The organism is Cohnella sp. SGD-V74 (genome assembly GCF_003001675.1).
Taxonomy (GTDB): Bacteria; Bacillota; Bacilli; order Paenibacillales; family Paenibacillaceae; genus Cohnella.
This window is the reverse complement of the sequence record NZ_PVYW01000004.1, coordinates 245,913-270,477: the sequence shown is the minus strand read 5'-3', so window position 1 is coordinate 270,477 and position 24,565 is coordinate 245,913. Positions and strand designations below refer to the sequence as shown.

At 59.1% G+C, this 24,565-nt stretch carries 20 protein-coding genes; 8 read left to right on the top strand and 12 right to left on the bottom strand.

The window, feature by feature from the left end; genetic code table 11:
- A complete protein-coding gene (locus tag B0G52_RS08445; protein WP_094043092.1) occupies positions 1–1,224 on the bottom strand; it encodes an MFS transporter in 1,224 nt (407 codons plus the stop codon).
- Positions 1,225–1,298: 74 nt separating this feature from the next.
- A complete protein-coding gene (locus B0G52_RS08440; RefSeq protein ID WP_158223633.1) occupies positions 1,299–1,907 on the bottom strand; it encodes a TetR/AcrR family transcriptional regulator in 609 nt (202 codons plus the stop codon).
- A gap of 142 nt (positions 1,908–2,049) precedes the next feature.
- On the opposite strand from B0G52_RS08440, the gene B0G52_RS08435 reads away from it, so the two are divergent.
- Positions 2,050–2,733: a Crp/Fnr family transcriptional regulator gene (locus tag B0G52_RS08435; protein ID WP_094043088.1), complete on the top strand. Its 684-nt coding sequence runs from the start codon at positions 2,050–2,052 to the stop codon at positions 2,731–2,733.
- A 73-nt stretch (positions 2,734–2,806) separates the two neighbouring features.
- Positions 2,807–3,217: a carboxymuconolactone decarboxylase family protein gene (locus B0G52_RS08430; RefSeq protein WP_094043086.1), complete on the top strand. Its 411-nt coding sequence runs from the start codon at positions 2,807–2,809 to the stop codon at positions 3,215–3,217.
- Between the two features lie 44 nt (positions 3,218–3,261).
- Here B0G52_RS08430 and B0G52_RS08425 read toward each other — a convergent pair whose 3' ends face one another.
- The 3 genes from B0G52_RS08425 to B0G52_RS08415 form a co-directional block, all read right to left on the bottom strand.
- On the bottom strand, positions 3,262–3,462 hold the full coding sequence (locus B0G52_RS08425) for a hypothetical protein (RefSeq protein ID WP_094043084.1): 201 nt from the start codon (positions 3,460–3,462) through the stop codon (positions 3,262–3,264).
- 167 nt (positions 3,463–3,629) lie between these two features.
- Complete coding sequence (locus tag B0G52_RS08420; protein WP_158223632.1) at positions 3,630–7,376, bottom strand: RCC1 domain-containing protein; 3,747 nt, start codon at positions 7,374–7,376, stop codon at positions 3,630–3,632.
- A gap of 173 nt (positions 7,377–7,549) precedes the next feature.
- Positions 7,550–8,653: a site-2 protease family protein gene (locus B0G52_RS08415; protein ID WP_094043327.1), complete on the bottom strand. Its 1,104-nt coding sequence runs from the start codon at positions 8,651–8,653 to the stop codon at positions 7,550–7,552.
- Between the two features lie 703 nt (positions 8,654–9,356).
- Between B0G52_RS08415 and hflX the strand changes: the two genes are divergently transcribed.
- Positions 9,357–10,634, top strand: coding sequence for a GTPase HflX (gene hflX, locus B0G52_RS08410; protein ID WP_094043080.1), 1,278 nt, complete (start codon positions 9,357–9,359; stop codon positions 10,632–10,634).
- Between the two features lie 46 nt (positions 10,635–10,680).
- Here the strand turns inward: hflX and B0G52_RS08405 are convergent, their stop codons facing one another.
- Positions 10,681–12,441: a methyl-accepting chemotaxis protein gene (locus tag B0G52_RS08405; RefSeq protein ID WP_094043078.1), complete on the bottom strand. Its 1,761-nt coding sequence runs from the start codon at positions 12,439–12,441 to the stop codon at positions 10,681–10,683.
- A gap of 227 nt (positions 12,442–12,668) precedes the next feature.
- Here B0G52_RS08405 and B0G52_RS08400 point away from each other — a divergent pair, with 227 nt between their 5' ends.
- Entirely contained in the window at positions 12,669–14,306 is a 1,638-nt protein-coding gene (locus B0G52_RS08400; protein ID WP_094043076.1) for an SWIM zinc finger family protein, read from the top strand.
- Entirely contained in the window at positions 14,303–17,281 is a 2,979-nt protein-coding gene (locus B0G52_RS08395; protein ID WP_233162491.1) for a DEAD/DEAH box helicase, read from the top strand. The genes B0G52_RS08400 and B0G52_RS08395 overlap by 4 nt, the downstream gene beginning before the upstream one ends.
- Here B0G52_RS08395 and B0G52_RS08390 read toward each other — a convergent pair.
- Positions 17,253–18,218, bottom strand: a complete 966-nt coding sequence (locus B0G52_RS08390) for a LysR family transcriptional regulator (RefSeq protein ID WP_094043074.1) — start codon at positions 18,216–18,218, stop codon at positions 17,253–17,255. The genes B0G52_RS08395 and B0G52_RS08390 overlap by 29 nt on opposite strands.
- Positions 18,219–18,356: 138 nt before the next feature.
- Here B0G52_RS08390 and B0G52_RS08385 point away from each other — a divergent pair, with 138 nt between their 5' ends.
- On the top strand, positions 18,357–19,751 hold the full coding sequence (locus B0G52_RS08385) for an MFS transporter (protein ID WP_094043072.1): 1,395 nt from the start codon (positions 18,357–18,359) through the stop codon (positions 19,749–19,751).
- A 34-nt stretch (positions 19,752–19,785) separates the two neighbouring features.
- Positions 19,786–20,697, top strand: coding sequence for an NADP-dependent oxidoreductase (locus tag B0G52_RS08380; protein WP_094043323.1), 912 nt, complete (start codon positions 19,786–19,788; stop codon positions 20,695–20,697).
- Positions 20,698–20,743: 46 nt separating this feature from the next.
- Here the strand turns inward: B0G52_RS08380 and B0G52_RS08375 are convergent, their stop codons facing one another.
- A complete protein-coding gene (locus tag B0G52_RS08375) occupies positions 20,744–21,022 on the bottom strand; it encodes a hypothetical protein (RefSeq protein WP_094043070.1) in 279 nt (92 codons plus the stop codon).
- 87 nt (positions 21,023–21,109) lie between these two features.
- Positions 21,110–21,466, bottom strand: a complete 357-nt coding sequence (locus B0G52_RS08370) for a LytTR family DNA-binding domain-containing protein (protein WP_094043068.1) — start codon at positions 21,464–21,466, stop codon at positions 21,110–21,112.
- A 222-nt stretch (positions 21,467–21,688) separates the two neighbouring features.
- Between B0G52_RS08370 and B0G52_RS08365 the strand changes: the two genes are divergently transcribed.
- Positions 21,689–22,057, top strand: a complete 369-nt coding sequence (locus B0G52_RS08365) for a helix-turn-helix domain-containing protein (protein ID WP_094043067.1) — start codon at positions 21,689–21,691, stop codon at positions 22,055–22,057.
- Between the two features lie 143 nt (positions 22,058–22,200).
- Here B0G52_RS08365 and B0G52_RS08360 read toward each other — a convergent pair whose 3' ends face one another.
- From B0G52_RS08360 to B0G52_RS08350, 3 genes are all read right to left on the bottom strand, one after another.
- The gene (locus B0G52_RS08360; protein ID WP_158223631.1) at positions 22,201–23,070 is read right to left on the bottom strand and encodes an Rpn family recombination-promoting nuclease/putative transposase; all 870 of its coding nucleotides are present in this window, start codon (positions 23,068–23,070) and stop codon (positions 22,201–22,203) included.
- Positions 23,071–23,189: 119 nt separating this feature from the next.
- On the bottom strand, positions 23,190–23,807 hold the full coding sequence (locus B0G52_RS08355; protein WP_094043065.1) for a hypothetical protein: 618 nt from the start codon (positions 23,805–23,807) through the stop codon (positions 23,190–23,192).
- Positions 23,808–23,826: 19 nt separating this feature from the next.
- Entirely contained in the window at positions 23,827–24,558 is a 732-nt protein-coding gene (locus B0G52_RS08350; protein ID WP_094043064.1) for a ZIP family metal transporter, read from the bottom strand.
- Between the last annotated feature and the right edge of the window lie 7 nt (positions 24,559–24,565).

Genomic DNA, 24,565 nt, shown 5'->3' with positions numbered 1-24,565 from the left:
CTAACCGTGAGATATGGCTTCCTTCACCTCTTTGGCGTCGGACGGCTGCCGCGCGAATCTCACCCTCAGAGCAGGCATAGCGGAGAGAACGCACAGAGCGGCCGCGGCGAAGTAAGCGGGGAGAATCCCCGCGTTATGACTCAGAGGACCGGACAGCGACGTACCGATCAGCAGCGCCCCCATCGAGAGCGGAGTAACGATGCCGCTTACCCTTCCGACCATCTCGCTCGGGATTTTTGCGATCACGTAAGTCCCTACCGCCGTATTGAGAATCGCGAGCAGAATGCCGTTCGCGAACCGGAATCCTCCCGTCAACACGGGCCAGACGGACAATGCTTCGACGACATAGGTCACACCGAGAAACACGACCGCCGCCGGAAACAGATAGCGGAAGTTCAGAAGCGCCGTGAACGACGCCGCCACCAGTGCGCCGATCAGCAAGCCCAGACCGTCCGCAGCCGCAAACCATTGCACATTGTCCGGCGACAGCCCGAGCCGCTCCGTCACGATGAAGATCTCAAGCGGCTGCACCAGTCCGGCTCCCAGCCCGATCAACGCGAACGCCGCCAACAGCTTCTTCAGGCCGCTTTCCGACCGCACGAAGCGGATTCCCTCCCGCATGTCCTCGCGAAGCGTGGACGTAGACGGTTGTCCGGCGCCGGCGCCTTTCGGCAGAAACGACAGTACCGCCGCCGAGATCAGGAACAGAATCGGCAAGGCGAGCAAGGACGCGTTCAGTCCCGCCCACTGATAGATCGCCGTTCCCGCGACCGGCCCCAGGATGAGAAACAGCGAGCCCATGCTCTGCGACAACCCGATCGCCGTTGGAACCTGATCCTCAGGGATATGGGCCTTGAAAACTTTGGCGGAGGACGGCTGCGAGAATTGGCTGAGGACGGCGGACAAAAATACGGCGGCATACAAGGATTGCCACGCGTCCGCGGCGATCAGAACCATAATGCCGAGGATGGAAGCCGCGCTGAGCAAATCTCCCGCGATCATTGTCCGCTTCGGATTCCACCTGTCCGCGAACAGCCCGCCTACGATGGAAAAGACGAATATAGGCGCGTATTCGACGATAGACAGCAAGGATACGGCGAATTTATCTCCATTGGTCCGCTCCAGAACGAAATACAGCAATGCCATGTTCCGTATCCAGATCGCAAGCTGCTGCAGCAGATCGGAGACGAATACAATCCGGAACGTTCGATTTCTGAACAACATGGGCCTCTCTCCTCTACATAGACCGACCACCCGGTCTAATTAATGAGTGAAAAAAACGCCAAGCCGACGAATATCTAAGCCTGCTTGGCACGAATGCCTTCCAGCAACAGCCGTATTGCATCCCGGTAATACTGACTGATTTTGCCGTGATCCTTGCCCGGATCGGGCATATAGTAGAGCTTGCCCAGCCCTTCCAGCATGCTGCTGACAAGAACGACCAGACGATCAACATCTCCTTGCGCCAGCTCGCCCTTCTCCATTCCTTCGCTCAGCACGCTGCGGCACGCCTGCGAGTTGGTCTCGGCAAGGCGCAGCAGCCTATCCAAGACGTCGTCCGTAATGAGCCTGCTTCGGGAGTATTCTTCCTGGGCCGCGAGCAGCGGGTTCTGAAAATCGTTGGCATAATGCTCAGCCAGCGCGTAGAGTTGTTCCTCCACCGTGCTCGCCCCCGCCCGGATCTTCTCCCACTCGAGACTCCAGTGCTCAGAATCCTCCTCGATGACTTGCAGGAACAATTCGTCCTTGCTCTTGAAGTGATGATACAAGCTGCCTTTGCTGACCTCGGCCGCCTCGCACACTTCGTTCATCGACACCGCTCCGTAGCCTTTGCGGATAAACAGATGCTTCGCCTTGTCGATAATTCTTTTCTTCGTCTCTTCTCCGTCGGACCTTCCCTTGACCATACTCAACCCCCTAGACCGACCAGTTGGTCTAATTATATCCGAATACAAGCCCCTCATGCAATAGACTATCATCCGAATAAAAGGATTCGGCTCGGCAGAGTGGAATTTTTTATAGCATAAACCTTAAGGAGCCTGTATCCGTATGATCCCTAACGCTCAATTATCCCGCATCCGCCTGTCGTTCCCCTGCTTCTCTTCCGTTCCCGACGACAAATGGCAGCGTTCGGAGCTCGTCTCGATCACGCCTGCAACGCCGCACTCCGTTCGGGAAGGCAGACTGTTGGAGCATGCCCTGTTTATCGTCAGCGGCGGGGTTCGCATCTATAAGCTGTGCCCTTCTACGGGACGGGAGGTTACGCTTTACCGCGTGTTCGGCGGCGAATGCTGCCCTCTGATGATGGCCAGCGTGGTGGGGGAGACGGAATACGAAGCTTCCGCGTCGATCGAAGTGCCGACAGAAGTCGTCGCCGTGCCGGCCAAGGAGTTCGTCTCCTGGATCGACGAATGGAAGCCGGTTCGGCAGTTCGTCTACAAGCAGCTTGTCGGCCGGATTACCGACGTCGCCTCGTTGCTGGGCAGAATCGCGTTCCACCCGATCCCGGTTCGGCTGGCCGATTTTCTGCTCGCGCAATCGCTCGTCCAACATGCCGATACCCCTTTGCGCCTGACGCACGATCGCATCGCGGCCGAGCTCGGCACCGCCCGGGAAGTCGTCTCTCGAACGCTAAAAGCGTTCCAAAGCCAAGGAGCGATCCATCTGGGCCGAGGACAGATTGTCCTGCTCGATCCCGCAAGACTGCAGCGGATCGCCGAGTCGCGGGCGTGACTTAGTCACGGTAATCCGCGCTTCCCTTGCGTTACGATCAGTGCGAGATCGTTAAGCCAAGGGAGGATTATTCATGGACGCTTATTACAAACCTTCTAATCTCGAACGCATTCCGGAGCTGATCGGGCTTGCCCCGCAGGCCGCGGGTTCGTTCCTGAAATTCGAGCACGACGTCTACCGCGTTTCGGATGCCGTACCGTTAAAAACGAAGGAGTTGATCGCCGTCGCCGTTGCCCATGTGACCGGATGTCCGTACTGTATCGACAACCACGTCAAAAAATACCGAAGCTTGGGCGGCACGCGCGAAGAGATCGTCGAAGCCGTGCTCGTCGCCGCTTCCACGCGGGCCGGTGCGGTGCTTAGCCACGCCACGCAGGCTTTAATCGCCTTCGAACGGAATGACCCGATGCCCGATAACGCGCCCGCCTCCCCGAAAGACGGAACTTCGGCGGCGCAATCGGACGGGCCCGAATGTCTCTGCTAGGGCGTGTATGCGTACACGCCCTAGGGCCGGTCAATCTCCGGAGTTTATTTCAGCATCTCCTTAATCCATCTTAGGGGGAGCCCCGTATGCTTTACGACATCCATGAGCGTTACGCCAGGGTTGTTCTTCACATAATCTTTGACGAGATGAGACTCCGCGATATAGACTTGCTGGCATTCCTTGCAGAGCGTGTCCGGCTTCTGCACCTGCAGCCTGCCGCATCTGCCGCAATTGATTAGTTCCATCGTAGCCCACCCTGATGTTAATCGAAGCCAAACCGTGACTTTCAGTTCATGGCTTACTAGTATCATCGGTTGAAGAAAGGCACATCATTAGGCGAAAAGAACGGAAGCCGCCCCCGGGTCGCAAGACCCAGACAAGGCGGCTTCCTTCTTCATATCGCGTATTTCCTTCAGTCGATGAGACCGGAACGCTGCAGCAGCCGGCTTACGATAACCGCAGTCTCCGCTCGCGTGATAGCGTTCTTAGGCAGCAGCGCGGCTTGATTGCCTTGCAGCAGGCGCTCGCTGACTCCGATCGCCAGCGCCTGGCGTGCCCACGCGCTGACGTCCCCCGCATCCCGGAATCCGGCCAACTTCTCGGACACGAACGATTCGGACGCCGCGGTCCCGTCGTTCAGCCCCGTCAGCTTCATGGCCCGGGCCAGCATGACGGCCGCTTCCTCCCGCGTAATCGCCGCCGAAGGCCGGAATCGGCCCTGTCCGTCTCCTTCGACGAGACCGTATTTCCGGGCTTGCGCCGCAGCCCCGGCATACCAAGCGTTCAGCGCTACGTCCGCGTAGCCGGACTCACCGCCTCGCTCGGGCAGCCCGAGCGCTCTCGTCAAGATCGCCGCGAACTCCGCTCTCGTCACCGACGCCCCTGGCAGGAAAGCGCCGTTATCGTTGCCGCGTACAACCAAACGCGACGCAAGACCGTTAATCTCGCTTTTTGCCCAATGGTTCTCAACGTCCGGGAAAGCCGCCGAATGCGCGACAAGCGCATAGACGCTGTTCGTCAAGCTGCTCGCCACCGCCGAGCGCCGGCCCCCGATCGACTCTATGCGGGTCGGCACGTGCCGGACCGATCCGTCCGGCTCCAGTACGACGACGGTCGTTACTCCACTCGTTCTCGCCGGAATCGGCAGAACCCGCTCCACGAATCCCGCAAACTCCTCGATCTCCGCATTCGTTCCTTTGTAATCCGCCGAAACGGAAAATTCGATCGGATGGCCGACAAGATTCGGAATGCCGGTGTTCGCCGCGTCCGCACGAGCAATCGTAATCCTCACGAGCACTTCATCCAACGCGGAACTACCCCCGACCTTCTCCGCCAACGTCCCGATATCCAGAAGAGCCGCCGGAAGACGATAGCTTCCGTACGACGTCCGCACTTCCAGCATCGCGGAACGGTTCTCCATCGCTTGAACGACGCTGCCTGTCAGCTCCAGCAGCACGTTCGTATCCGCCCGGTCGGCCTCAATCGCCACCGTAGGCTTGTCTCCTCCCGCGGCCAGCCGCTCAAGGAAAGCTTCGGTGCGCAAGGACACCGTTAAGCCGTTCGGCGTTTCCCGTTCCGAAGCAATCTCCGACAGCGTGTGTCCGTTCATGGTCGCTTTGACCCCAACCGCGGGCTGCGTTGGCACACCGCCTGCTCCGCCACCCCCGGAGCCTCCGCCTCCACCTCCGCCGTTTCCACCGCCCCCGCCGGAGCCTCCCGATGAAGGCGCAGCGCGGAACACGACGATGTCGTAGCCGAGCGAAGAACCGTCTTCCGCCGTTACGTTCAGTCCGATCCGGTTAATTCCCGTCTGCAGCGGGAGCTGCTGGCTGGGAGCGCCGCTCGTCAGCAAGATCGGCCCCACGGTCGCAAGTCCGTCGCTGCCGTATACGCTCGCGGTCACGCTGGACCTCGAATCGTAAGTCGCCGCCGTAACCGACACCGACGACACGGCGTCAGCCACACTGGCCGAATACAGCTTATTCAATCGGGCGAACGCCGGGCTGAGCGGAACTGCGCCTCCTCCGAGGCCAGTCAAGCTCAGCGATGCCAACGTGGCATCGTCGCTCTGCGGCGCAGTCGGCTCTCCCTCGGTCGTAAATCTCCACGTCGTGTTGACCGCGATGCCCGCATAAGGGTTGCCCGCGGCATCCGCGAAAGCGCCTGGATCGATCCGTACGGCGTATTCCGCCGAACGTTCCAATTCGACGGAAGGGCGAATCGTCACTCTGGCTCCAGCCACCGTCACCTTGGCGGTATCCGTCACCGCGTAAGTTTCCTCCCAGCTTCCGTCCGTTCTCGACAACGTAATCGTCTTGCCCGCAACCGCCGTGACAAGCTCGTTAAAGCTGATCGCCAAGGGGTTGCTCACAGATGCTCCAACGGCGTTCGGAGCCGGGTCGTAAGCGGCTGCCAGCGGAGGCGTCGTATCAGGGCCGGCAATCCAGCGCGCGAACAGCGTCACGTTGGCCGCGGGCATCACGAGTATATCCCCGGGAGCGTAAGCGACCCCGCTGCCGTTCGGCAGCGTATTCCAGCCTCCGAAGGTGAAATCCGTCTTCTCCAAGTTGCCCAGATTGTCCATCACTTCGGCATACTCGTCCACCCAGTACTCGAACGGATCGAGAGGCGGCTCGCCTCCCGTATTGCCGTTGCCCTCGTAAGTCACGATGTAGGTCGGCTCGGGCAATGTTTTGACGGCCTTTTTGGCGTAGACGCTCTTTTTGCCTGCTTTATCTTTGACCACAACCGCATAATGATAGGTCTGTCCTCCGTATAAGCCGCTAATCTGCTTAGACGAAATATCCGCTTCATAAGAACCGAGCGGCGTTCCCAATTCGACGGCGGCGACCGTGTCCGCGCTATTTCCCCCTATTCTGTAAACCCGGTACTCCAATTCGGAGGACGGGGTCATATTGTCCGACGCTTTCGTCCAAGCGAGCGTCACATCGGAGTGAGTGATGCCGCTTGCCGTAATCTCCCGGTCGGCAATCGCCGGCGGGGTAGCATCCGTGACCGCTCTAGTGACGACTGGACTGCGGCGCTCCAAAGTCGTGCCGTCTCCCAGCTCCCCGCCCGAATTGAGCCCCCAGCCTAACATCGATCCGTCGGACCTCATCGCCGAACCGGAGAACCCCCCGGCAGTGACCGCCACAACGTCCGACACCCCGATCTCTACGGGGATATAACGCCATTCCCATGTCCCATCGCCGATTTGCCCCTGATAGTTAAGGCCCCAGGACCACACCCTGCCGTCATTCGTTACGGCATGGCTATGATAACCGCCTCCTGCAACAGCCTTAACGTTGTTGACCAGGCTGACCTGAACCGGTTCGTGACGATCGTAGCCCGAGCTGTCTCCGAGCATTCCCCACGTATTTCTTCCCCAGCTCCATACCGTGCCGTCCCTTTTGAGCGCCAAGGTGTGGAAATTCCCCGCGGAAATCGCCATCACATCGCCGATGTTAACTTGAACCGGATCGACACGGTTCGTCGTCGTTCCGTCCCCGAGCTGCCCGTAGTCGTTGCTTCCCCAAGTCCAGACGGTCCCGTCGGCTTTGAGCGCGATGCTGTGCCAGCCTCCCGCGGCAACGGCGACGACGTTGTCCACCCCCGGCACTTGAAAGGGAGTCGTCCGATCGATCGTCGTCCCGTCTCCCAGCCCTCCGCCGTCGTTGTTGCCCCACGCCCAAACCTTCCCGTCGTCCGTAAGCGCGAGCGCATGGTAGCTGAGACCGTTCGACAAGCCGATTATGTTGCCGGTAATGCCCGTAATCTGTACCGGCAGCAGACGTTCAATCGTCGTCCCGTCGCCCAGTTGACCGTCTCCGTTTTGTCCCCACGCCCACAAAGTTCCGTCTTCCTTGACCGCATAGCCGCTCCGTATGCCGGAACCGATCAATTTCACGCGCTCAAGACCAGAAACTCGCGTGGTTCCCGTTTTCCCTATCCCGGTCCCATCGCCCAATTGTCCGTAATCATTCCGCCCCCAGCCCCACACCGTCCCGTCCGAAACGAGCGCCAAGCCATGGTAATACCCCTGAACGATTTGCGGGGCAACGACATAAGGCTCCGCCGCCTCGACCGCTTTACCCGGCAGGAGCGGAATGACCCCCAGCAGAACCAACAAACTCAACCCTATTTTAGCGATTCGCGACATTTTCCTCTCCATCCTTCCTCTTCGTTTCTACAGCCTGTACATACCTCCTTCCATTTTACGAAGGGAAAACGCGCAATTCGATTGACGAAAGTTAACTCCGCTAACAAAAACGACGTCCTCCCGACAGAGAAAAGACGCCCGCCGATTGTCCGGCAAGCGTCCTTGTTCTCCTCCTACCTATGCAGTTCCATAATCCGGTGCCCGTACAGCATGAACACGGACAGCACCCCGGCCAGCGCCAGATAGGCGGCCAACACCTTCCACTTCACGGATGCGGGAGCCTCGTAGTACGTCCGGTAGCGATGCAGTTCCTCGTCGATTCCCGCGATCGCCTCGTCCGCTCTCCGCACTTCTTCCGTGAGCAGATGGGACGGAATCGGCTTGTCGGGATCGCCGTCCTCGTACTGAACCGGCTCGTACTCCCACTCCTGAAGCCGCGTGAGCATCCGCTCGGCGTACTCCCGATCCAACCGCACCTGCTCCCGGGCCAGCTTCTCTTCGTCCTGAAGGAACGGAATCAGCCTTCTGCCGCCGCCTTCCTCCTGCGCCCGTCTGGCCGTCTCAATCTGGGCCATTAACGCTTGCTTAAGCTCCCAAGTGCTCAATAGATTCGGCCAACGCAGCAGCTCTTTGCGGAATTCGGTCAGCTTCCCTTTCTCGTAAGCGAGCAAGCCTCCCCGGTAGCCTTCCCTCGCCCGGTTCCACCATGTGACGACGCCGAATATCAAAATAATGACCATGAGCGGGCTGCCCGCCATAAAGGCATAGATGCCCAGCAGAATCAAGCCGATCAGCCAGATTTTCGTCGACAGCACGGAGACGATGCGGCCTCCGTCGAGCGGAGACACCGGAATCAGGTTAAACAGATTGATCAACGCGCCCAGGAAAACGACCAGCGCCCAGAACGGATCGCCCGTCCACTCGTACAGCGCGACGGCGGGAAGAAACGAGATCAGTCCAGCCAGCGGCCCTCCATAAGCCAAATACGCTTCGGTAGCCGCATCCCGGGGCATCTGCTTCATGGAGATGAAGGCTCCCATGAACGGAATGAAGAACGCCGGAGATGTCGCAATTCCCTTGCGCTTCGCCGCGACGACATGTCCCATCTCGTGAACGAAAATGAGATAGATGACCGCTGCCCCGAATTTCCATCCGTACAAGGCGGCATAGGCTCCCAAGCTCACCATCATCGTGATCAGCGTGCCGCCGAATTTGGTCCACTTGAGCATGGCCAGCACCCATTTGAACTTCGCCAACAAGAATACGCCGACTCCCATCAGCAACGATCTGGTTTTGGTTTTATCCACGTCGGACTCCCTTCGTTACGCTCGATAGCTGTACAGATTGAACCAATGAAACGGGAAGCCCATTGCATTCCGAAAGGGATGGCTTTGCCGGCTTCAGACAGGTTGTTTTGAGTTGCTCTGATCGATAAGATCTTCATAGGTAGGCAACTCAAAGCCAAAACTCGCGGCAAAACCATTCCCTTTCTCCATTTCATTGGGTCCGCTCTTCGGTGCATCTTTGGTTCAACCTGTATAGCTGCTTTTATTATCACCTATAATACGTCCGGGGACAAAAGCAAGTTTCGTCCCGGACATTTTCTTCCCTTTACTTGCCTTCGTTATCTGTGCTACACTTACTCGTACTTACAGGAAATGGAGGGGTTACGTGTGAACGACTACATCCGAGTTAGATCCTTGCGTCGCTAATTGAATAGCGCTTAAGGCTCTGCCTGCGTGCAGAGGACTCGGAGTAAGTCTGTCCTATAACCCCTTTATATCGGCGAACGAACGGATATGCGCGGAACGGATGATGGGTGGCGAGATGCGAATCGCCATCCGTTTTTCGGGCATGTTCTTTTCATTGCGCCGCAGGTGTAGGCTTGGCTATTCGGAAACCTCTATCGTCATACGACCGCACAGGCAGAGAGATGTCTGTGTTTTTTTATTGCTTTTTTACGAATGGAGGAATTTCAATATGGAACGAATTAGAGATAAAGCAATTACGGTCGGCGTGCAGTTGAATCAGAAACCGGGCTTCCCCGCCTCGATGGAGGAGCTGCGCAACCTGGCCGACGCATGCGAACTGGAAGTCGTCGGAGAAGTGACGCAGAAGGCGGAGAGAATCATTACCGGAACCTATATGGGCAGCGGCAAAATCAAGGAACTGAAGGAAGCGATGGCCGCAAGCGAAGCCGGCGTCGCCATCTTCAACGATGAGCTGTCCCCTTCGCAGATTCGCAATCTCGAGGCCGAGCTGGATTGCCGGGTCATCGACCGGACGCTGCTGATCCTCGATATTTTCGCGAGTCGGGCTCAGACCAGGGAAGCCAAGCTTCAAGTCGAAGTCGCAAGGCTTCAGTATATGCTGCCGCGCCTGATCGGGCTGCGCGAGTCGCTCGGTCGTCAGGGCGGCGGCGCGGGCTTGAAGAACCGGGGCTCGGGCGAAACGAAGCTGGAGCTCGACCGCAGACGGATCGAAGACCGAATCGCGGCGCTGCAGGACGATCTGGAGAAGCTTGTAGCGAGACGTCAAGTGCAGAGAAACCAGCGGCGCAAAAACGAAATCCCCCTCGTCTGCCTGGTCGGCTACACGAATGCAGGCAAGTCCAGTCTGATGAACGCCGTCATCCGCAAAGTCGATCCCGACTCGGACAAGGAAGTGCTGGAGAAGGATATGCTGTTCGCCACGCTGGAGACGTCGGTCCGCAGCATCGCGCTGCCGAACCGCCGCTCGTTCCTGCTCGCGGACACGGTCGGCTTCGTCAGCCAGCTGCCGCATCATCTGGTCAAAGCGTTCCGCTCGACGCTCGAGGAAGTGACGGACGCCGACCTGCTGCTCCACGTCGTCGACTGCTCCGATCCGGAGAGCGCCAAGCGGATCGAAGTGACGAACGACACGCTGCGCGAGCTCGGAGCCGGCGACATTCCGTCCTTGTACGTCTACAACAAGGCGGACTTGGCGGAAGGCCGGAGCTATCCCGAGGAAGCCGACGGCGGCATCTACTTGTCCGCGCGGAAGGGCGCCGGAATCGACGAGCTGGTCGGGCTGATCGGGGAACGGATTTTCACGGACGACAAAACTTGCGAGGTGCTGATCCCGTACGATCAGGGAAGACTCGTCTCTTATTTCAAAGAGAATGCCGTCATCCACGCGATGAGTCACGAGGAGAACGGCACCAAGCTGTCTATGACTTGCCGTGAAGCGGATTACGAGAAATACCGGGAGCTGTTCTCTCCCGCGGACGAAGATTAACCCCGGGAACGCTTTCCGGCGCGGCGAGCGGCAAGTCGGCTTCGGTTCAGCTGATTTTGAACTTGCCGGCGAGCTCCTTCATGTTTACGGACATCTGGCTTAACCGCTCCGCGGACGAAGCGATCTCGTCCATGGCGGCCAGCTGTTCTTCGTTCGCCGCGGAAATGGAGCCGGCCGTCTCGGCCGCCGTGGCCGAGCCCTTCTCCATCTGCTGCAGCGATGCCGCGACCTCCTGGGCGCCGGCGGACATCTGCTCGGCGGCGGCGGAAGCTTCCTCCGCCTGATCCGTAACGCTGCGCGCCGCTTCCACGATGCTCGCGAAGGCTTCTCCCGTCTGGCGGATGGACGCGATGCCCAAGTGCACGTCCCGCTCGCCCTTCTCCATGGAGACGCCCGCCGATTCGATGTCGGCGACGATCGCTTCGATCAGCTCCGCGACTTGGACGGCGGACTCGTCCGAACGTTCGGCCAGCTTGCGGATTTCGCCCGCGACGACGGAGAAGCCCGCGCCGTGCTCGCCCGCCCGCGCCGCTTCGATGGACGCGTTCAGCGCCAATAGATTCGTCTGAGCCGATATTTCCCGAATCGCCCGGGAAATATCGGCGATCTGCTGGGAACGGTCTTCGAGCCGGGAGACGACCTGGCCAAGCTCTCCGACCGTGTCGCTGATCGTAACCATCCGGTTCTCGGATGCGAAGAGGAGGGAACGGCCTTCCTCGGCCTGTCTCAGCGTTGCGGCGGACGTCTCGAAAGTCGTTCCTGCCGAATTGGCGATCCGGCCGATGCCGATCGTCATCTCTTCCATCGCGTTGGCCGTTTCCTCGACGCCCTTCGCTTGCGCTTCGTTGGTCGCCGCCAATTCAGCCAGCGAATCGGACGTCTGGTGCGCCGCTTTCACCGTATCGCCGATGACGCTCGACAGCTGTCTCGAGGAGACGGCAAGCGCGTTGGCGCTGAGCAATTGGTTGCCCGCCAGCTCTTGCAGATTATTCGCCAACTGGTTGAACGCGGCGGCCAAGCGGCCGATTTCGTCGCGGTTGCGGACCGACAGCTCCTCTCCGGTCAAGTCGCCTTGCGACATTCGTTCGGCCAGCTTCGTAATCCGGATGACCGGACGGGAGATGTGCTCGCTGAACAGCACCAGAGCGATCATGCCGCCGAACAGGCAGCAGGCGAGCGTAACCGTGATCGCCCAGAGGATCGCCTTCTGCCCTTCATTGTAATCCTGGACGTAAGAGCCGGCAGCGATGACCCAGCCCCAGTTGGGATTGACCTCGGCATAGACGATCTTCCTCGCTTCCTTGTCGGAATGGGGCAAGGGCCAATCGTAATAGGTGAACCCTCCTCCGCCAAGCGCCGCAGCCGCGACGTCGCGAATATAATAAGTTCCGTCGGAGGTTTGCTTGTCCCATATATTCTCCCCCTCCTGGCTCGGATGGGCCAGGAGGTTCCCCTTGTCGTCCATCGCGTAGAAATACCCGTTTTCTCCTAAATCTATCGTTCTGTTGATCGGTCTCGTATTGTCCGCCTGCTTCTCGCCCAGCAGCATGATCCGCAAGCTCTCTTCCGCATCCTCCCGCGAGATCGAGCCCAGTTTGACGGATTGATCCAGCGCGTTGAGCATCTCGCTTGCCATTCTCACGTTATTTCTCAGGCTTTTTTCGATCAGATCGCTCGTTTCGTCAGATGACACCCGGTAGGCGACAACGCCCAGTACGAGAATCGGTACGATCAACAGAAAGAAACAAACCGCCAACAGCTTTTTTCTAATCGTGAGCATACGTGAATATTTAGCGGTTTTCGACATAACCAAGCCCTCCGACCCATATTATCTAGTTAATTTTACCTATACTCTCTCAGACCATCATAGCAGAAGATTCCCTGATGGATTTCCAATTTGCGACCTGATTTTGGTCAAATATGTGAACGTTTCTCCGACCGAACATATGTACGAAAACGAAGCGCACAACACCTCCGAACGTGTTATACTTAAGAGATAGCTTACTGATTTCGACGACTCGGGAGACTTAAAAGATGATACCGACCTACGAATTGGACGACGATCAATGGGATCGGCTCGTCCGCGACGTCGCCAAGCATTTCGGCGAAGTGACGATCAACAGAGGCTTCAATTATTTCAAGCGGGGCAAAGTGGTGAAGCTCACCCTCCCCTCCGAACGCATCGTGAAAGCCGTCGTGGAAGGCGGGGATCTGTACCACGTCTCGGTGAACCTGGACTCCTTCTCGTCAAGCCGCTGCGACTGCCCCGTCGGCTATTACTGCAAGCATATGTTCGCTTCGATTCTTCGGTATGCCGACATGCACAATCGCTCGGTCCATACGCTGATTAACGCCAAGTCCGTCACAGGGTCTGCGGCGCCCAAAGCCCGCGCAGCCTCCTACAACGAAGCGCGGCAGCTCGCGGCGAAGAAAGCGGCGGAAGATCTTGCCTTCCTGCAGCAACAAGCCAAGCGGATCGCGGAGCTGAGCGTGAAGGAATGGCACGAATGGTTTGCGCTGGCGACCGCTTCGCTCATGCAGAGCTCGAGAAACACGCAGTTCGTCAACGACGCGCTCGCCGCGATCTATCGCTATAAACCCTCTCTTCCCGCGGACGTCGACGCTTTTTTCCTCCTGCACGCGCATCTCTTTGTGCTCGGGAAACTGACCAAGCAGCCGCAGGATTTGTCCGGCTATATGTATTCTTATTTAGCCTTCCACACGCATCACGCGGCATCCGATCTGCAGGGCAAAGTCGCCCAGCGCATCGTCCAGATGGCCGGCACGGCCGTTCGGCCGGATAACGAGGCGAGAACGCGGCAGACGCTGTTTTACTTGCGAAGCGAAATGCTGGCCGAGACGAACGAGAATCACTACTATCTGCGTCACTACCTGCAAGCTTGGAAGGAGTGGTTGATCGGCCAGGCAGACGGCTCCTTCGCAAGCGAGGAGGAATTCATCCGCTTGAACGAGGCCCAAACCGCCGATTCGCCCTCTTCCCTTGCCCTTAACGTGGCCCGGGCCGCCCTGCGCACGTTTCAAGGAAACGACGAGGAAGCTTGGAACCAGCTGCGGGCGATCGACGAACGGACGAACATCCCGGAGGAGTTTCTGCTCGGCTTCCTCGACTATCTCGCTCAAGTCGAAAGCTGGCCCAGGCTCGCCGACTGGCTGGTGGAAGTCGCCCCGCTGCTCAATCTCCGCAAGGCAAGCGGCGTGCGCGCCTATTCCGAATACTGGGATCTGGCCGTTCGCCATCTTCCGGAAGCCGGGCCGCGAATGTGGGACAGTCTCGTCTCTCTGCTGCCCCATACCCGGGAGCTGTACGAGGAGAAGCTGCTGGAAACCGGTCAATGGCGGCGATGGATGGACTTCCAGCTCAGCATGAGCAGCGATCCGTTGGAATTCCGGGTGACCGACCTCGCGCCGATCGAGAAGAACGATCCCGAAGCGCTGCTGCCTTTTTACCACCAAGCGGTCGAACGTTACGTCCTGCTCAAAAACAGGGACGGCTACAAAACGGCCGTCAAGCTGCTCAAGAGATTGGCGAAGCTGTATAAGCGACTGAAAAGGGAACCGCTCTGGGAGGCCTTTATCGATGCGTTCGCCGACAGGCACAGCCGCCTGCGCGCGCTTCAGGAGGAGCTTAGGAAAGGAAAGCTGCTGACATGATGCAAAATCGGATCGAGAGAAAAATAAACGTTCGCGCGCTGCTCGGAGGTTATGGAGACGCTCTGCTTCACGGCTACTACGAAGGCGGCTACGGCTCCGTTTCCGGTCTCAACCTGAAGCATGCCTTATTCGCCTGGCACGAGCCTTCTTTTTACGGAACGGAGCTGTTCGTCCATCGGCTCGAGGACATCGAAGCCGTCGTGCTGCCGTCCGAGATGGTCCTTCCTTTCTTCGCCGAGCTGAATCTGCTTCGCCATATCGAGTGGGCCTGGGACGACCTTGCCTCGCGACTGCTCGAAATCGCCCCCCTGTTGGTCAAGCGGATCGAGGAGAAAAAATATCACCCGAGCTACGAAGCCTTTTTGGCGGACAAGCTGGAGTGGACATGGGACGAAGATTCGCTGGCTTCGGAAGAGCTGGCGTTGTTGGAGGAGGCCGCATCGGACGAGGATTTCATGACCGGGCTTCGGGCGGCGTTCTCCGCGGCGGTCTATACCATTCAGTACGGCTTGCCGACATCGGCGGGCGATCTGCGGAGAGAATACCCGCTGCTCTTCTCGTCCAAAGACAAGCTCGTTCAAGCCGGGTTGACGGAGAATGACTGGCTCGTCTCCATCGGGTGGAGAGCCGACAACGCTCCTTTCCGTCCCGCGCTGCAATTGCTGGAGCCGGGCGAGCAGGAGGACGATTGGCGCCTGCGGCTCGTTCTTCAAGACAAGAGGGACGAGTCGGCCGTCTTCCCCGCGCGGCTCGCCGCGACCGGAGAACTGCTCGACACATGGCCCCGCGAGTGGTCTCCCTATGTCGCGCAGCGATCGCCGCAATGGTTGGAGCGATTGCTTGCCTTGCTGCCGGACGACCGGTTCAACGGCTCTCCCCGCGACGTATTCGCGGAGCCTCTGGACGACGAAGCCGCCTGGCGCTTCCTGACGGCGGACAGCCAGCGGCTGCTGGCGGCAGGCTGGCAGGTGCTGCTGCCCGCCTGGTGGGAGACGGCCAGCCGGAAGAAGCCGCGGCTCCGCGCCAAAGTCGGCTCCGGCGAAGGAAGCCGCGCCGGCGGGTCGCTGTTCGGACTCGACTCGCTCGTCGACTTCGACTGGCGGATCGCCATCGGCGACGTCGACCTGTCGGAAGCGGAGTTCGCCGAACTCGTCGCCCGGGGCGCCAGACTCGTCCGGTTCCGCGGGCAGTGGATTCAGCTCGACCCGGCGCTGCTGGCGCAAATCCGCAAGGCGATGTCCTCCGTGGACAGACGGCAAGGTCTGTCCTTCCAGCAAGTGCTTCAGCTGCATCTGCTCGGAGGAGAAGGCGAGTGGAATACCGAGCAGGAAGAAAACGAAGAGTCGGAAGCCGACCGGGAGCATCGCATCCGGCTGGAGATCGAGCTGAACGAGCATCTGACGAGGCTGATCGGCCAACTGACGCAGCAGTCGGAGCAGCCGAAGCTCCCCGTTCCCGCCGGACTGCGCGCCGAGCTCCGCTCCTATCAGCAGGAAGGCTACGCGTGGCTGAGCTTCCTGCGCAGATTCGGGCTCGGCGCGTGCCTCGCGGACGATATGGGTCTGGGCAAGACAGTGCAGCTTATCGCTTACCTGCTGCACATTCAAGAAAGCGCGGTCGGAGGCGAACGGCCGATGCCGTCGCTGATCGTCTGCCCCACGTCCGTACTCGGCAACTGGCAGAAGGAGATCAGCCGCTTCGCCCCTTCGCTGAAGGTGATGCTGCATTACGGAAGCAAGCGGCTGAGCGGGGAAGATTTCGTCGAGGAGGCCAAACAGGCCGACGTCGTGCTGACGTCGTACGCGACCTGCTCCCTCGATCAGGAGACGCTCCAGGGACTGACCTGGAGCTCGATCAGTCTGGACGAAGCGCAAAATATCAAAAACGCGCAGACGAAGCAATCGGCCGTCGTGCGCAGCCTGCCGGCCAGGCATCGCATCGCGCTGACCGGAACGCCGATCGAGAACCGGCTGTCCGAGCTGTGGTCGCTGTACGATTTTATCAATCCCGGCTATCTGGGAAGCTCGCGGGAATTCGGCAGCCGGTTCGCCGCGGCGATCGAGCGGGAGAGGGACGAGCAGAGCACGGCCGAGCTCCAGAAGCTGATCAAGCCGTTCATGCTGCGGCGCAAGAAGAAGGACCCGGCCATCCAGCTCGACCTGCCGGACAAGAACGAAATGAAAACGTATGTCCATCTGACCGCCGAGCAAGGCGCGCTGTACGAGCAGACGGTGAACGAGCTGATGGAGAAAATGCAGAAGCTGGAGGGCATCGAGCGCAAAGGGGCGATCCTGGCCGCGTTAACCCGGCTCAAGCAGCTATGCGACCATCCGCTGCTGCTGACCAAGGAAGCCGTGCCCGAAGCCGTGTCGGAGGAAAATCCGATCGTGGACGTCGAAGCGCTCGCCGGCCGCTCTTCCAAGCTGGAACGTCTGCTGGCGATGGTCAAGGAGCTTCGCGAGGAAGGCGATCGCTGCCTGATCTTCACGCAATACGTCGACATGGGGAATATGCTGAAGAGGATTCTCGGGCAGGAATTGCAGGAGCCCGTCTTCTACCTCAACGGAAGCACGCCGAAAGCGACAAGAGACCGCATGATCGAACAGTTCCAATCGGCCGCGGAGCCTGCTGAAGGGGAGGATGGGCGTCCCGGCGTATTCGTCCTGTCGCTGAAGGCGGGGGGCGTAGGGCTGAATCTGACTGCCGCGAACCACGTCTTCCACTTCGACCGGTGGTGGAATCCCGCTGTCGAGAACCAGGCCACGGACCGGGCCTACCGGATGGGACAGACGCGGGACGTGCAGGTGCACAAGTTCATCGCGCTCGGCACGCTGGAGGAGAAGATCGACGAGATGCTGGAGAGCAAGCAGCAGCTCAGCGACAACGTCGTCTCCTCCTCCGAAGGGTGGATCACCGAGCTGTCGACGGAAGAATTGAAGGATCTGTTTACGTTGCGGCGCGATCTCGTCGGATGACGGAAGGACGCTGATAGGAACCTGCCGGGGACTGAACCTGAACCGGCGGGTTCTTTGCTTCGCGCGCTTCCTCTTCCTTGAAGTAATCGGCAAGGAAGTCGCGGAACCGAACAGCCGCCTTGGACAGGTATTTGTTCTCGTTCCAGACGACCTGGAAGTCTCGCCGGCAAACCGGATGCTCGATCGGAATGCGGCGATAATCGGCGGACTGCGGCCCGCAGCTGCCCACCATCGCCACGCCTAACCCGGTTTTCACCAGACTGACGATGGACGAAGGCTCGTCGGCTCTGCAAATGAAGTTCGGAGCTATGCCGGCTTCGCGAAGAAAGCGCTCGTTCATCCGCTGGAACGGAAACCCTTCCTTGTACCCGATGAACGGCTCGCCCGCCGCCTCCTCCAGACGGATGCTCTTCCGGGAAGCGAGGCGGTGCCCGTTAGCAACGCCCAAATACAGGCTTTCCCTCAGCACGGTCATCCCGTTAATGCCCGCGCGACCCTCCAGCGGCATCGGCGTGAAGCCGATGTCCGCCGCTCCGGCCTCGACCATCTGCTCGATTTCGTCCGCGGCCTGCGTAATCCGGAAGCGGACTTCGGGATATTGCGCGACGAACTTGCCGATCGGCTCCGACAGACGCTCCAGCGTCCAGGTGGCGAGATGGATGCTGCCCTGCTCCATTCCCGCCAGCTCGGCCACCTCCTGCTTCCCCTCCTCCAACAGCGCCAGCGCCATATCGACTTTCTTCAGAAACGCCCTGCCGAACTCGTTCAGCCGGATCTGCTTGCCATGGCGGTCGAACAGCGGCACTCCGAGGTCCGCCTCAAGCCGTGAGATCGTCTTGCTCAGCGCGGGCTGGGCGACAAGCAGCTCCGCTGCCGCCTTCGTCATATGCTCCATTCGGGCCACCGTACGAAAATACCGCAATTGCAAAAGCTCCATCACTCGTCACGCTCCTTATAACCTCAAGTATATAAGCATTATGGTTTAAGAAGTATTTTTGTTATTTTCATGCTCAGTATAAAATACTTCTTGCAGGAGAACAACAGGCAACTGGCTCCGCAGAAAGAAGGTTATCGCATGGACGCTGAATTTCAATCCCGCGCCGGACAGAAGCTGATCCGCGTTCTCGCATTCACCCTCGTCATCACGGTCATGAGCGCGACCATGTTCAATATCGTGCTGCCCCGGATCGCCGACGACTTCGGTTTGACGATCTCGCAAGTCAGCTGGGTGTCGTCGTCGTTCCTGCTCGTCTACGCGATCGGAACGATGCTCTACGGCAAGCTCGCGGACAGCTACAAGCTGAAAAGCCTGCTCACCTTCGGCCTCGTCTTTTTCGCCTTCGGCTCCTTGATCGGGCTCGCCGCCCAGAACTACTGGATGGTGCTGCTCGGCCGGGTGCTGCAGGGAATCGGGGCGGCCGTCGTTCCCGCCACAGCAGGCATTATCCCCGCCCGCTTCTTCCCGCCGGAAACCCGCGGCCGCGCGCTCGGCATCGCCATGACGGGGCTGGCCATCGGCAGCGCGATCGGACCGGCCGTAGCCGCGCTCGTCGTAAGCGCCGTACATTGGCGCTGGCTGTTCTGCATGCCGCTGTTCGGGCTGCTGGCTCTGCCGTTTTATCGCAAATATTTGAACGAGGAGCCTGCCAAAGAGGGTTCCTCCATCGATTGGCTCGGCGGCGGATTGCTGACCGGCGCGGTCGCGGCGCTGCTGCTGGCGATCACGAACGCCGCCTGGCCGTACGCAGCGGGATGCGCCGTACTGCTGATCGTCTTCTACGCCAGAATCCGCTCGGCAAAGTCGCCGTTCATTCGCCTGGAGCTGCTGCGCAACAAAAGCTACTCCGTCGGCATCGCGACCGCGTTCGCCGCGACCGGCGTCGCCTACTCGCTGCCGTTTCTCAGCCCGCAATTGCTGACTCACGTCAACGGTCTCTCGCCCGCCTGGGTCGGTCTGACGATGGTTCCGGCCGCTGCCGTAACGGCCTTGCTCGGACGCTCGGCGGGCAAACTCGCCGATGCTCGCGGCAACCCGTTCCTGTTCTACGCGTCAACGGGATTGCTCGGCTTTTGCCTGTTGCTGTTATCGGCTTTCGCGGGCATAGCCCCGGCGTGGATCGCCGTGTTTCTCATTTTCGGAACTGTGGGCCATTCGTTCATGTACATCGCCTTGTCCAACGGAATTTCCCGCACGCTGCCGCAAGATCAGGTCGGAATCGGGATGGGGCTGTTATCGATGCTTAACTTCATCGCGGGCGCCGTGTCGGCCAGTCTGTTCGGCGGGGTGGTCGATCGGGGAGCCAGCAGCGGCTGGAATCCGCTTAATACCCATCCAAGCGCATTCGCATACAGCAACCTTTACTTGGTGTTAGCGGGTTTGCTTGCCATTTTCATCGCCGTCTACTTCCTGCAATTCGGAGGAATCAAGCGTGACGGAGTCAACGCGACGAAGGCAACTTCCATTTCCTGAAAGGATGATTAAGATGACAGATTCTCGGAAAACGATGAAAGCCGCGGCGTTCTCCGCCTTCGGTCCTCCCGAAGTTTTGCAGACCGTCACGGCCGCAATGCCCGAAGCCGGTCCCGGAGAGGTTCGCGTGCGCGTCAAAGCGGCGGGCGTTCAGCCCGCCGATCTGTCGGTGCGTATGGGGTGGACTCCGCCCGGAGCGGAAATCCGGCTGCCGCAAATTCCGGGCAACGAGTTCTCCGGCATCGTCGACCAAGTCGGAGAAGGCGTCCCGGACTGGGCCGAAGGCGACGAAGTGCTCGGCTACCGGCTGCTGAACTGCTACGCCGAATACGTCGTCGTACCGGCCGAGCAGATCGTCGCCAAACCTGCAGGCATGCCGTGGGAGGAGGCGGGTTCCTTGTCCGCCTCCGGACAGACGGCGCACACCGCGCTGCGCGAGCTGAAGGTCGGCGCCGGCGATACGCTGCTCGTCCATGCGGCCGCGGGCGGCGTCGGCACGATTGCCGTGCAGCTTGCCCGCGCTTGGGGCGCCACGGTCATCGGCACAGGGAGCGAGCGCAATCACGATTATTTGCGCTCGCTGGGCGCCATTCCCGCGGCCTACGGAGACGGCTTGGCCGATCGAATCCGCGCCCTTGCCCCGCAAGGCGTCGACGCCGCTCTGGACGCCGCCGGCGAAGAAGCGCTGCGCGCATCCGCCGAGCTGGTCGCCGACAAAGCCCGCATCGGCACGATCGTCTCCTTCGAGCTTGGCGCGTCTCTGGGCGTGCGAGTCATTCGCAGCCAGCGTTCCGCCGCACGGCTGGGCGAGCTTGTCGAGCTCTACCGTCAAGGTTTGATGAGCCTTCACGTGCGCCGAACCTTCCCGCTGGAACAAGCCGCGGACGCCCATCGCGAGATCGAGCGGGGACACGGCCGCGGCAAAGTCGTATTGCGTATCGATTAAAAGCCATCAACGACGCTTCGCCTCCGCCGGCAAGCCGCTATCGATTCTACAGATGGCGCCGGAGATCCGCTTTCCGCAAGAGCTTGCGGGCGGCGGCGCTGCCCGCGATCATGACCAAGGAGCAGCCGAGCAGGCCGACGGCTGCCACCGTCCCCTCGTCCGCTCCGAGGCTTGCCGTCACGGATCCGGCGGTTACGCCGAGCGCGACTCCCATCGCAGCGGACAGCATCCCCAACGCTTTGCCCGCCGAAGAGCGGGAGCCGATACCGAACACCATCAAGCAAGCGACGGAAACCATTCCGGCAGCGAATAACAGCAAGATCATGCGATCACCCCGTCTAGTATATGAATTCATTACTAGAATGGTCATGAATCGCGCCCGCTAAACCCTCCCAGGCCGCTCACCGGCCGATTATTCCTCGTCCATTTTCACTTCTCTCAAACTTTTCAGGTAGCTCATAATTTGCTTCTGGGCTTTGCCCGACACGGGAGCGATCACCTCTCCGTTCCTCGTGCGCAGCTTGACGATATTCAGAATCCCGTCGAACGTCTCCACGCGCTTCGGGTGAACGAGAGTTCCCCGATCGGTCCGAACGAATCCCGACTCCTGCAGCAGATCGGACAAATCTTTGACCGTGGATATCATTTTGTACTCGTCGTCGTACGAGTAGATCGTCATCTTCCCGGCGCCGTCCGTTTGAAGGTACACGATTTCTTTCACATCGAGCAATCGATGCTCTCCTCTTGAGTTCAGCAGCGGCAGCAGCATCCGTCTCCCCCTCCTTGATGGTCACTAGCGCATAAGTTATTTCGGCTCGGAGATGATACATATAGATCGCAGTTAAAGCAGTAACAGGAACTCAATGTCTTGATTATAGCTTTAAATACGATTTATGAATACTATTTTTGATTTGGTCTGTATCTTTCTACCGCTTCATTCCCTCACGCTACTTTTCTACACTGAGAAGGAACGAATGAGAGGTGTGAACGATTGGCGAACGATATTCTGAAGCTCGTCGGCCAACGCATACGAAGCTTGCGCAAGGAACGGGGACTGTCGCAGGAGCAGCTCGGGGAGAAGGGCGGCTTCCACTACTCCTACATCGGACAAGTGGAGCGCGGCGAGAAGAACGTATCCCTGCTGAACTTGGCGAAAATCTCCGAAGCGCTGGAGGTCAGCTTGTCGCAGTTGTTCGCCTACGTAGACGGAGAAGAGCGGCGCACCGACTCGGGAAACGATCTGCTGGAAATTTTGTCGGCGCTGCGCGATCAGAAACCCGACCAGGTTCGAATGGTTCGCAATGTCGTGCGGGAAATCTTGGGGGACGGCGATCAATACTCGACGGACAAGCGGAGCTGAGCCTCAGCCATATAAGCACGAAAAAAGGACCTCGCCCTCCGCGGTTGCGGTGGAGTTTGAGGTCCTTTCGTATATAGCTCGAGACATTCCCTTTTATGCGGACGCCTTGAGACTCGTCCATTCGTGATGAATTCCGCCTGCCGTTACTTGTCCTGCAGCTGTCGGATTTGCTCCTCGCTCATCCCGCTGACTTCGGCGATCGTTTTGAGGTCCATTCCTTTGGCCAGCATCTTTTGCGCCATCTCTGTGCGGCTATCGAGAAGAGCTTTTTTTCGAGCCTCTTCCGCAGCTTTTTTCGCCGTTACGTCCACCGAATACACCCAATCCCGCAAATACCTCTCCTTGTCATCGAGAAAATCCCTGAAGCGTTCCTCTAAGCTCAGCTCTTCCAGCTTCTCTTCCGTTTTGGCAATGATCGGATCCATGTCCATCAGCTCCTTCAATTGGTCTTCAGGCAGCTTCTCGTCCATGAACATCAGCCACCTGTGCAAGGCGATGCTTGTATCTTTCTCGATTCGCTCGAACTTGGGAAACTCGATGAAGTGAACTTCGAGCGCGTCGGTCAGCAGCGCGCGTTCCTCGTGATCCTCGTAGAAGTGGTACGTACTATGAAATCTATCATATGGGAAAAGGTTGAAGTTAAGGAGATTAATCGTGATCGTCTTCCTCAAGCTTTCGTAAGGATTGCCTGCAGTGAGTGCTGAGGCGAACAGCTTCGACAAGTAAAACAAGGTGCGCTTCACCATGTTGCCGCGATCAACCATTTGCATTTCGATGTTGATCAATTCTCCGCCGGACAGCTCAGCCAGAATATCGAGGCGCCCGTTTTTGCCTGCCGGCGTATCGCTGCCCAGTTCGATGTTCCCCGCAATCGTGAGCGACGCGATCGGATCCTTCCCGTCCGGCCGAAGAATCGCGTTCAGCAGCGCCTTCAAGCTTTCCTCGGATGCTTGCTTTCCGAACAGATGGCGGAATATAAAATCGTTTTTCGGTTTCAAACGAACGATAGCCAATACATCCACTCTCCCGTATGGTTAGTCGGCATAAAATGCCACGCTCCATCGGTGCTTCCGCATCGGCGTATAAGGATATTATATCATGTTCCACACGTTCCATCATCCCGCTCAACGTTTCACTTGGCGTAACCCAAAATCGCTGCGGCGGCGCGCTCCCGCCTGTCCGGGTCGTCGCTGCGAAGCGCCATCTTCAGCACCTCCAGCGCTTCGGCGATCGTCTCGTCGTCGACCTTCGGACGGTCGGCGCCAGGCGGCTGAACACCCTGCGGAGAGAGCCATCGGTCCAATTGGGCCAGTTGAATCGGGTAAGGAAAAGCTTGGATGACGCCCGAAGCGTCCAGCAGGTCCTGCACGAGACCGTTCAGCTCCGAGCGCGCGATCCGGTGCAGCCAGGTGACGCCGCGGCGATGGCAAGCCCCGTCCGCGGGAACATCCGACGACTCTGCATAAAAATAATCTCCTACATCGCCCAATACGACCGTATCTCCATCTGCGAACAACAGATAATCGCCGTCCCGTACTCCGCTCGCGAACAGATGGATCTCCTCCGCAGCCGCCCGAAGCTCATGCCCGGCATACCCGCCCAGACCGCTCAGTCTCCTCTCGATCTCGTCCTTGTCCGCTTCCTCCAAATCCCCGATGCCCGGGTAGCCGATGCTGACGTAGTTGTCTTCCAAGAATCGCTCGAAGCGCCCCTCGAACGCGGGATTTAACCGCATGCCGTACAGCTTCATTTTCTCCGACGCGCCCCCTTCATCCGAACCACTGACTAATATAGAGCATGATCAACAATCCCAGGATAAAAGAATAAGTAGAGGACCGTTCGTATCCGTGCCCATGGCTTTCCGGGATCAGCTCCTTATAGGAGATGAACAGCATCGCGCCCGCGGCGAAAGCCAATCCGTAGCCGATCATCCCGGCGATGCCGCTTGCCGTAAAATAGCCGACGACCGCCGAGACGGCTTCCATCAAGCCGGTCAGGAAAACGATGGCGAACGACCGCAGCTTGCTCACTTTCGAGTTGATCAGGAAAACGGCGAGAATAAGCCCTTCCGGCATATTCTGGGCTCCGATCGAGATCGCCACCATCGGTCCCAGCCCTTGATTCTGACTCGCATAGCTGAAGCCGGTGCTCAGACCCTCGGGAATATTGTGAATGAACAGAGCGATAATGACGAGCAGCGACTTCGAATCGAACGAGCTGACCCTGCTGTCGTTCTCCACGTCGATATGAGGAATGTTCTTCTCGATCAGATCGAGCGCGACGACTCCGACCAGCAGACCGAGCGTCAAGCCCAGTATCCCCGATTCCTTAATCGCCTGCGGCATCAGACCGAACGTCGAAGCCGATACCATAATTCCCGCCGTGAAGGCGACCAGTACGTCCTTCCACTTCTCGGACAGCCTGCGGATAAAAAAGATGGGCGCGGCTCCGAGCACGGTGGCCATGGCCGAAATAAAACTTCCGAGTAAAGCGGACTCCAAATCCGAG

Excerpts from the sequence above, each read along its gene's own strand:
- B0G52_RS08445 (WP_094043092.1), bottom strand. The coding sequence starts at position 1,224 with ATGTTGTTCAGAAATCGAACGTTCCGGATTGTATTCGTCTCCGATCTG.
- B0G52_RS08440 (WP_158223633.1), bottom strand. The coding sequence starts at position 1,907 with ATGGTCAAGGGAAGGTCCGACGGAGAAGAGACGAAGAAAAGAATTATC.
- B0G52_RS08435 (WP_094043088.1), top strand. The coding sequence starts at position 2,050 with ATGATCCCTAACGCTCAATTATCCCGCATCCGCCTGTCGTTCCCCTGC.
- B0G52_RS08430 (WP_094043086.1), top strand. The coding sequence starts at position 2,807 with ATGGACGCTTATTACAAACCTTCTAATCTCGAACGCATTCCGGAGCTG.
- B0G52_RS08425 (WP_094043084.1), bottom strand. The coding sequence starts at position 3,462 with ATGGAACTAATCAATTGCGGCAGATGCGGCAGGCTGCAGGTGCAGAAG.
- B0G52_RS08420 (WP_158223632.1), bottom strand. The coding sequence starts at position 7,376 with ATGTCGCGAATCGCTAAAATAGGGTTGAGTTTGTTGGTTCTGCTGGGG.
- B0G52_RS08415 (WP_094043327.1), bottom strand. The coding sequence starts at position 8,653 with ATGGGAGTCGGCGTATTCTTGTTGGCGAAGTTCAAATGGGTGCTGGCC.
- hflX (WP_094043080.1), top strand. The coding sequence starts at position 9,357 with ATGGAACGAATTAGAGATAAAGCAATTACGGTCGGCGTGCAGTTGAAT.
- B0G52_RS08405 (WP_094043078.1), bottom strand. The coding sequence starts at position 12,441 with ATGTCGAAAACCGCTAAATATTCACGTATGCTCACGATTAGAAAAAAG.
- B0G52_RS08400 (WP_094043076.1), top strand. The coding sequence starts at position 12,669 with ATGATACCGACCTACGAATTGGACGACGATCAATGGGATCGGCTCGTC.
- B0G52_RS08395 (WP_233162491.1), top strand. The coding sequence starts at position 14,303 with ATGATGCAAAATCGGATCGAGAGAAAAATAAACGTTCGCGCGCTGCTC.
- B0G52_RS08390 (WP_094043074.1), bottom strand. The coding sequence starts at position 18,218 with ATGGAGCTTTTGCAATTGCGGTATTTTCGTACGGTGGCCCGAATGGAG.
- B0G52_RS08385 (WP_094043072.1), top strand. The coding sequence starts at position 18,357 with ATGGACGCTGAATTTCAATCCCGCGCCGGACAGAAGCTGATCCGCGTT.
- B0G52_RS08380 (WP_094043323.1), top strand. The coding sequence starts at position 19,786 with ATGAAAGCCGCGGCGTTCTCCGCCTTCGGTCCTCCCGAAGTTTTGCAG.
- B0G52_RS08375 (WP_094043070.1), bottom strand. The coding sequence starts at position 21,022 with ATGATCTTGCTGTTATTCGCTGCCGGAATGGTTTCCGTCGCTTGCTTG.
- B0G52_RS08370 (WP_094043068.1), bottom strand. The coding sequence starts at position 21,466 with ATGCTGCTGCCGCTGCTGAACTCAAGAGGAGAGCATCGATTGCTCGAT.
- B0G52_RS08355 (WP_094043065.1), bottom strand. The coding sequence starts at position 23,807 with ATGAAGCTGTACGGCATGCGGTTAAATCCCGCGTTCGAGGGGCGCTTC.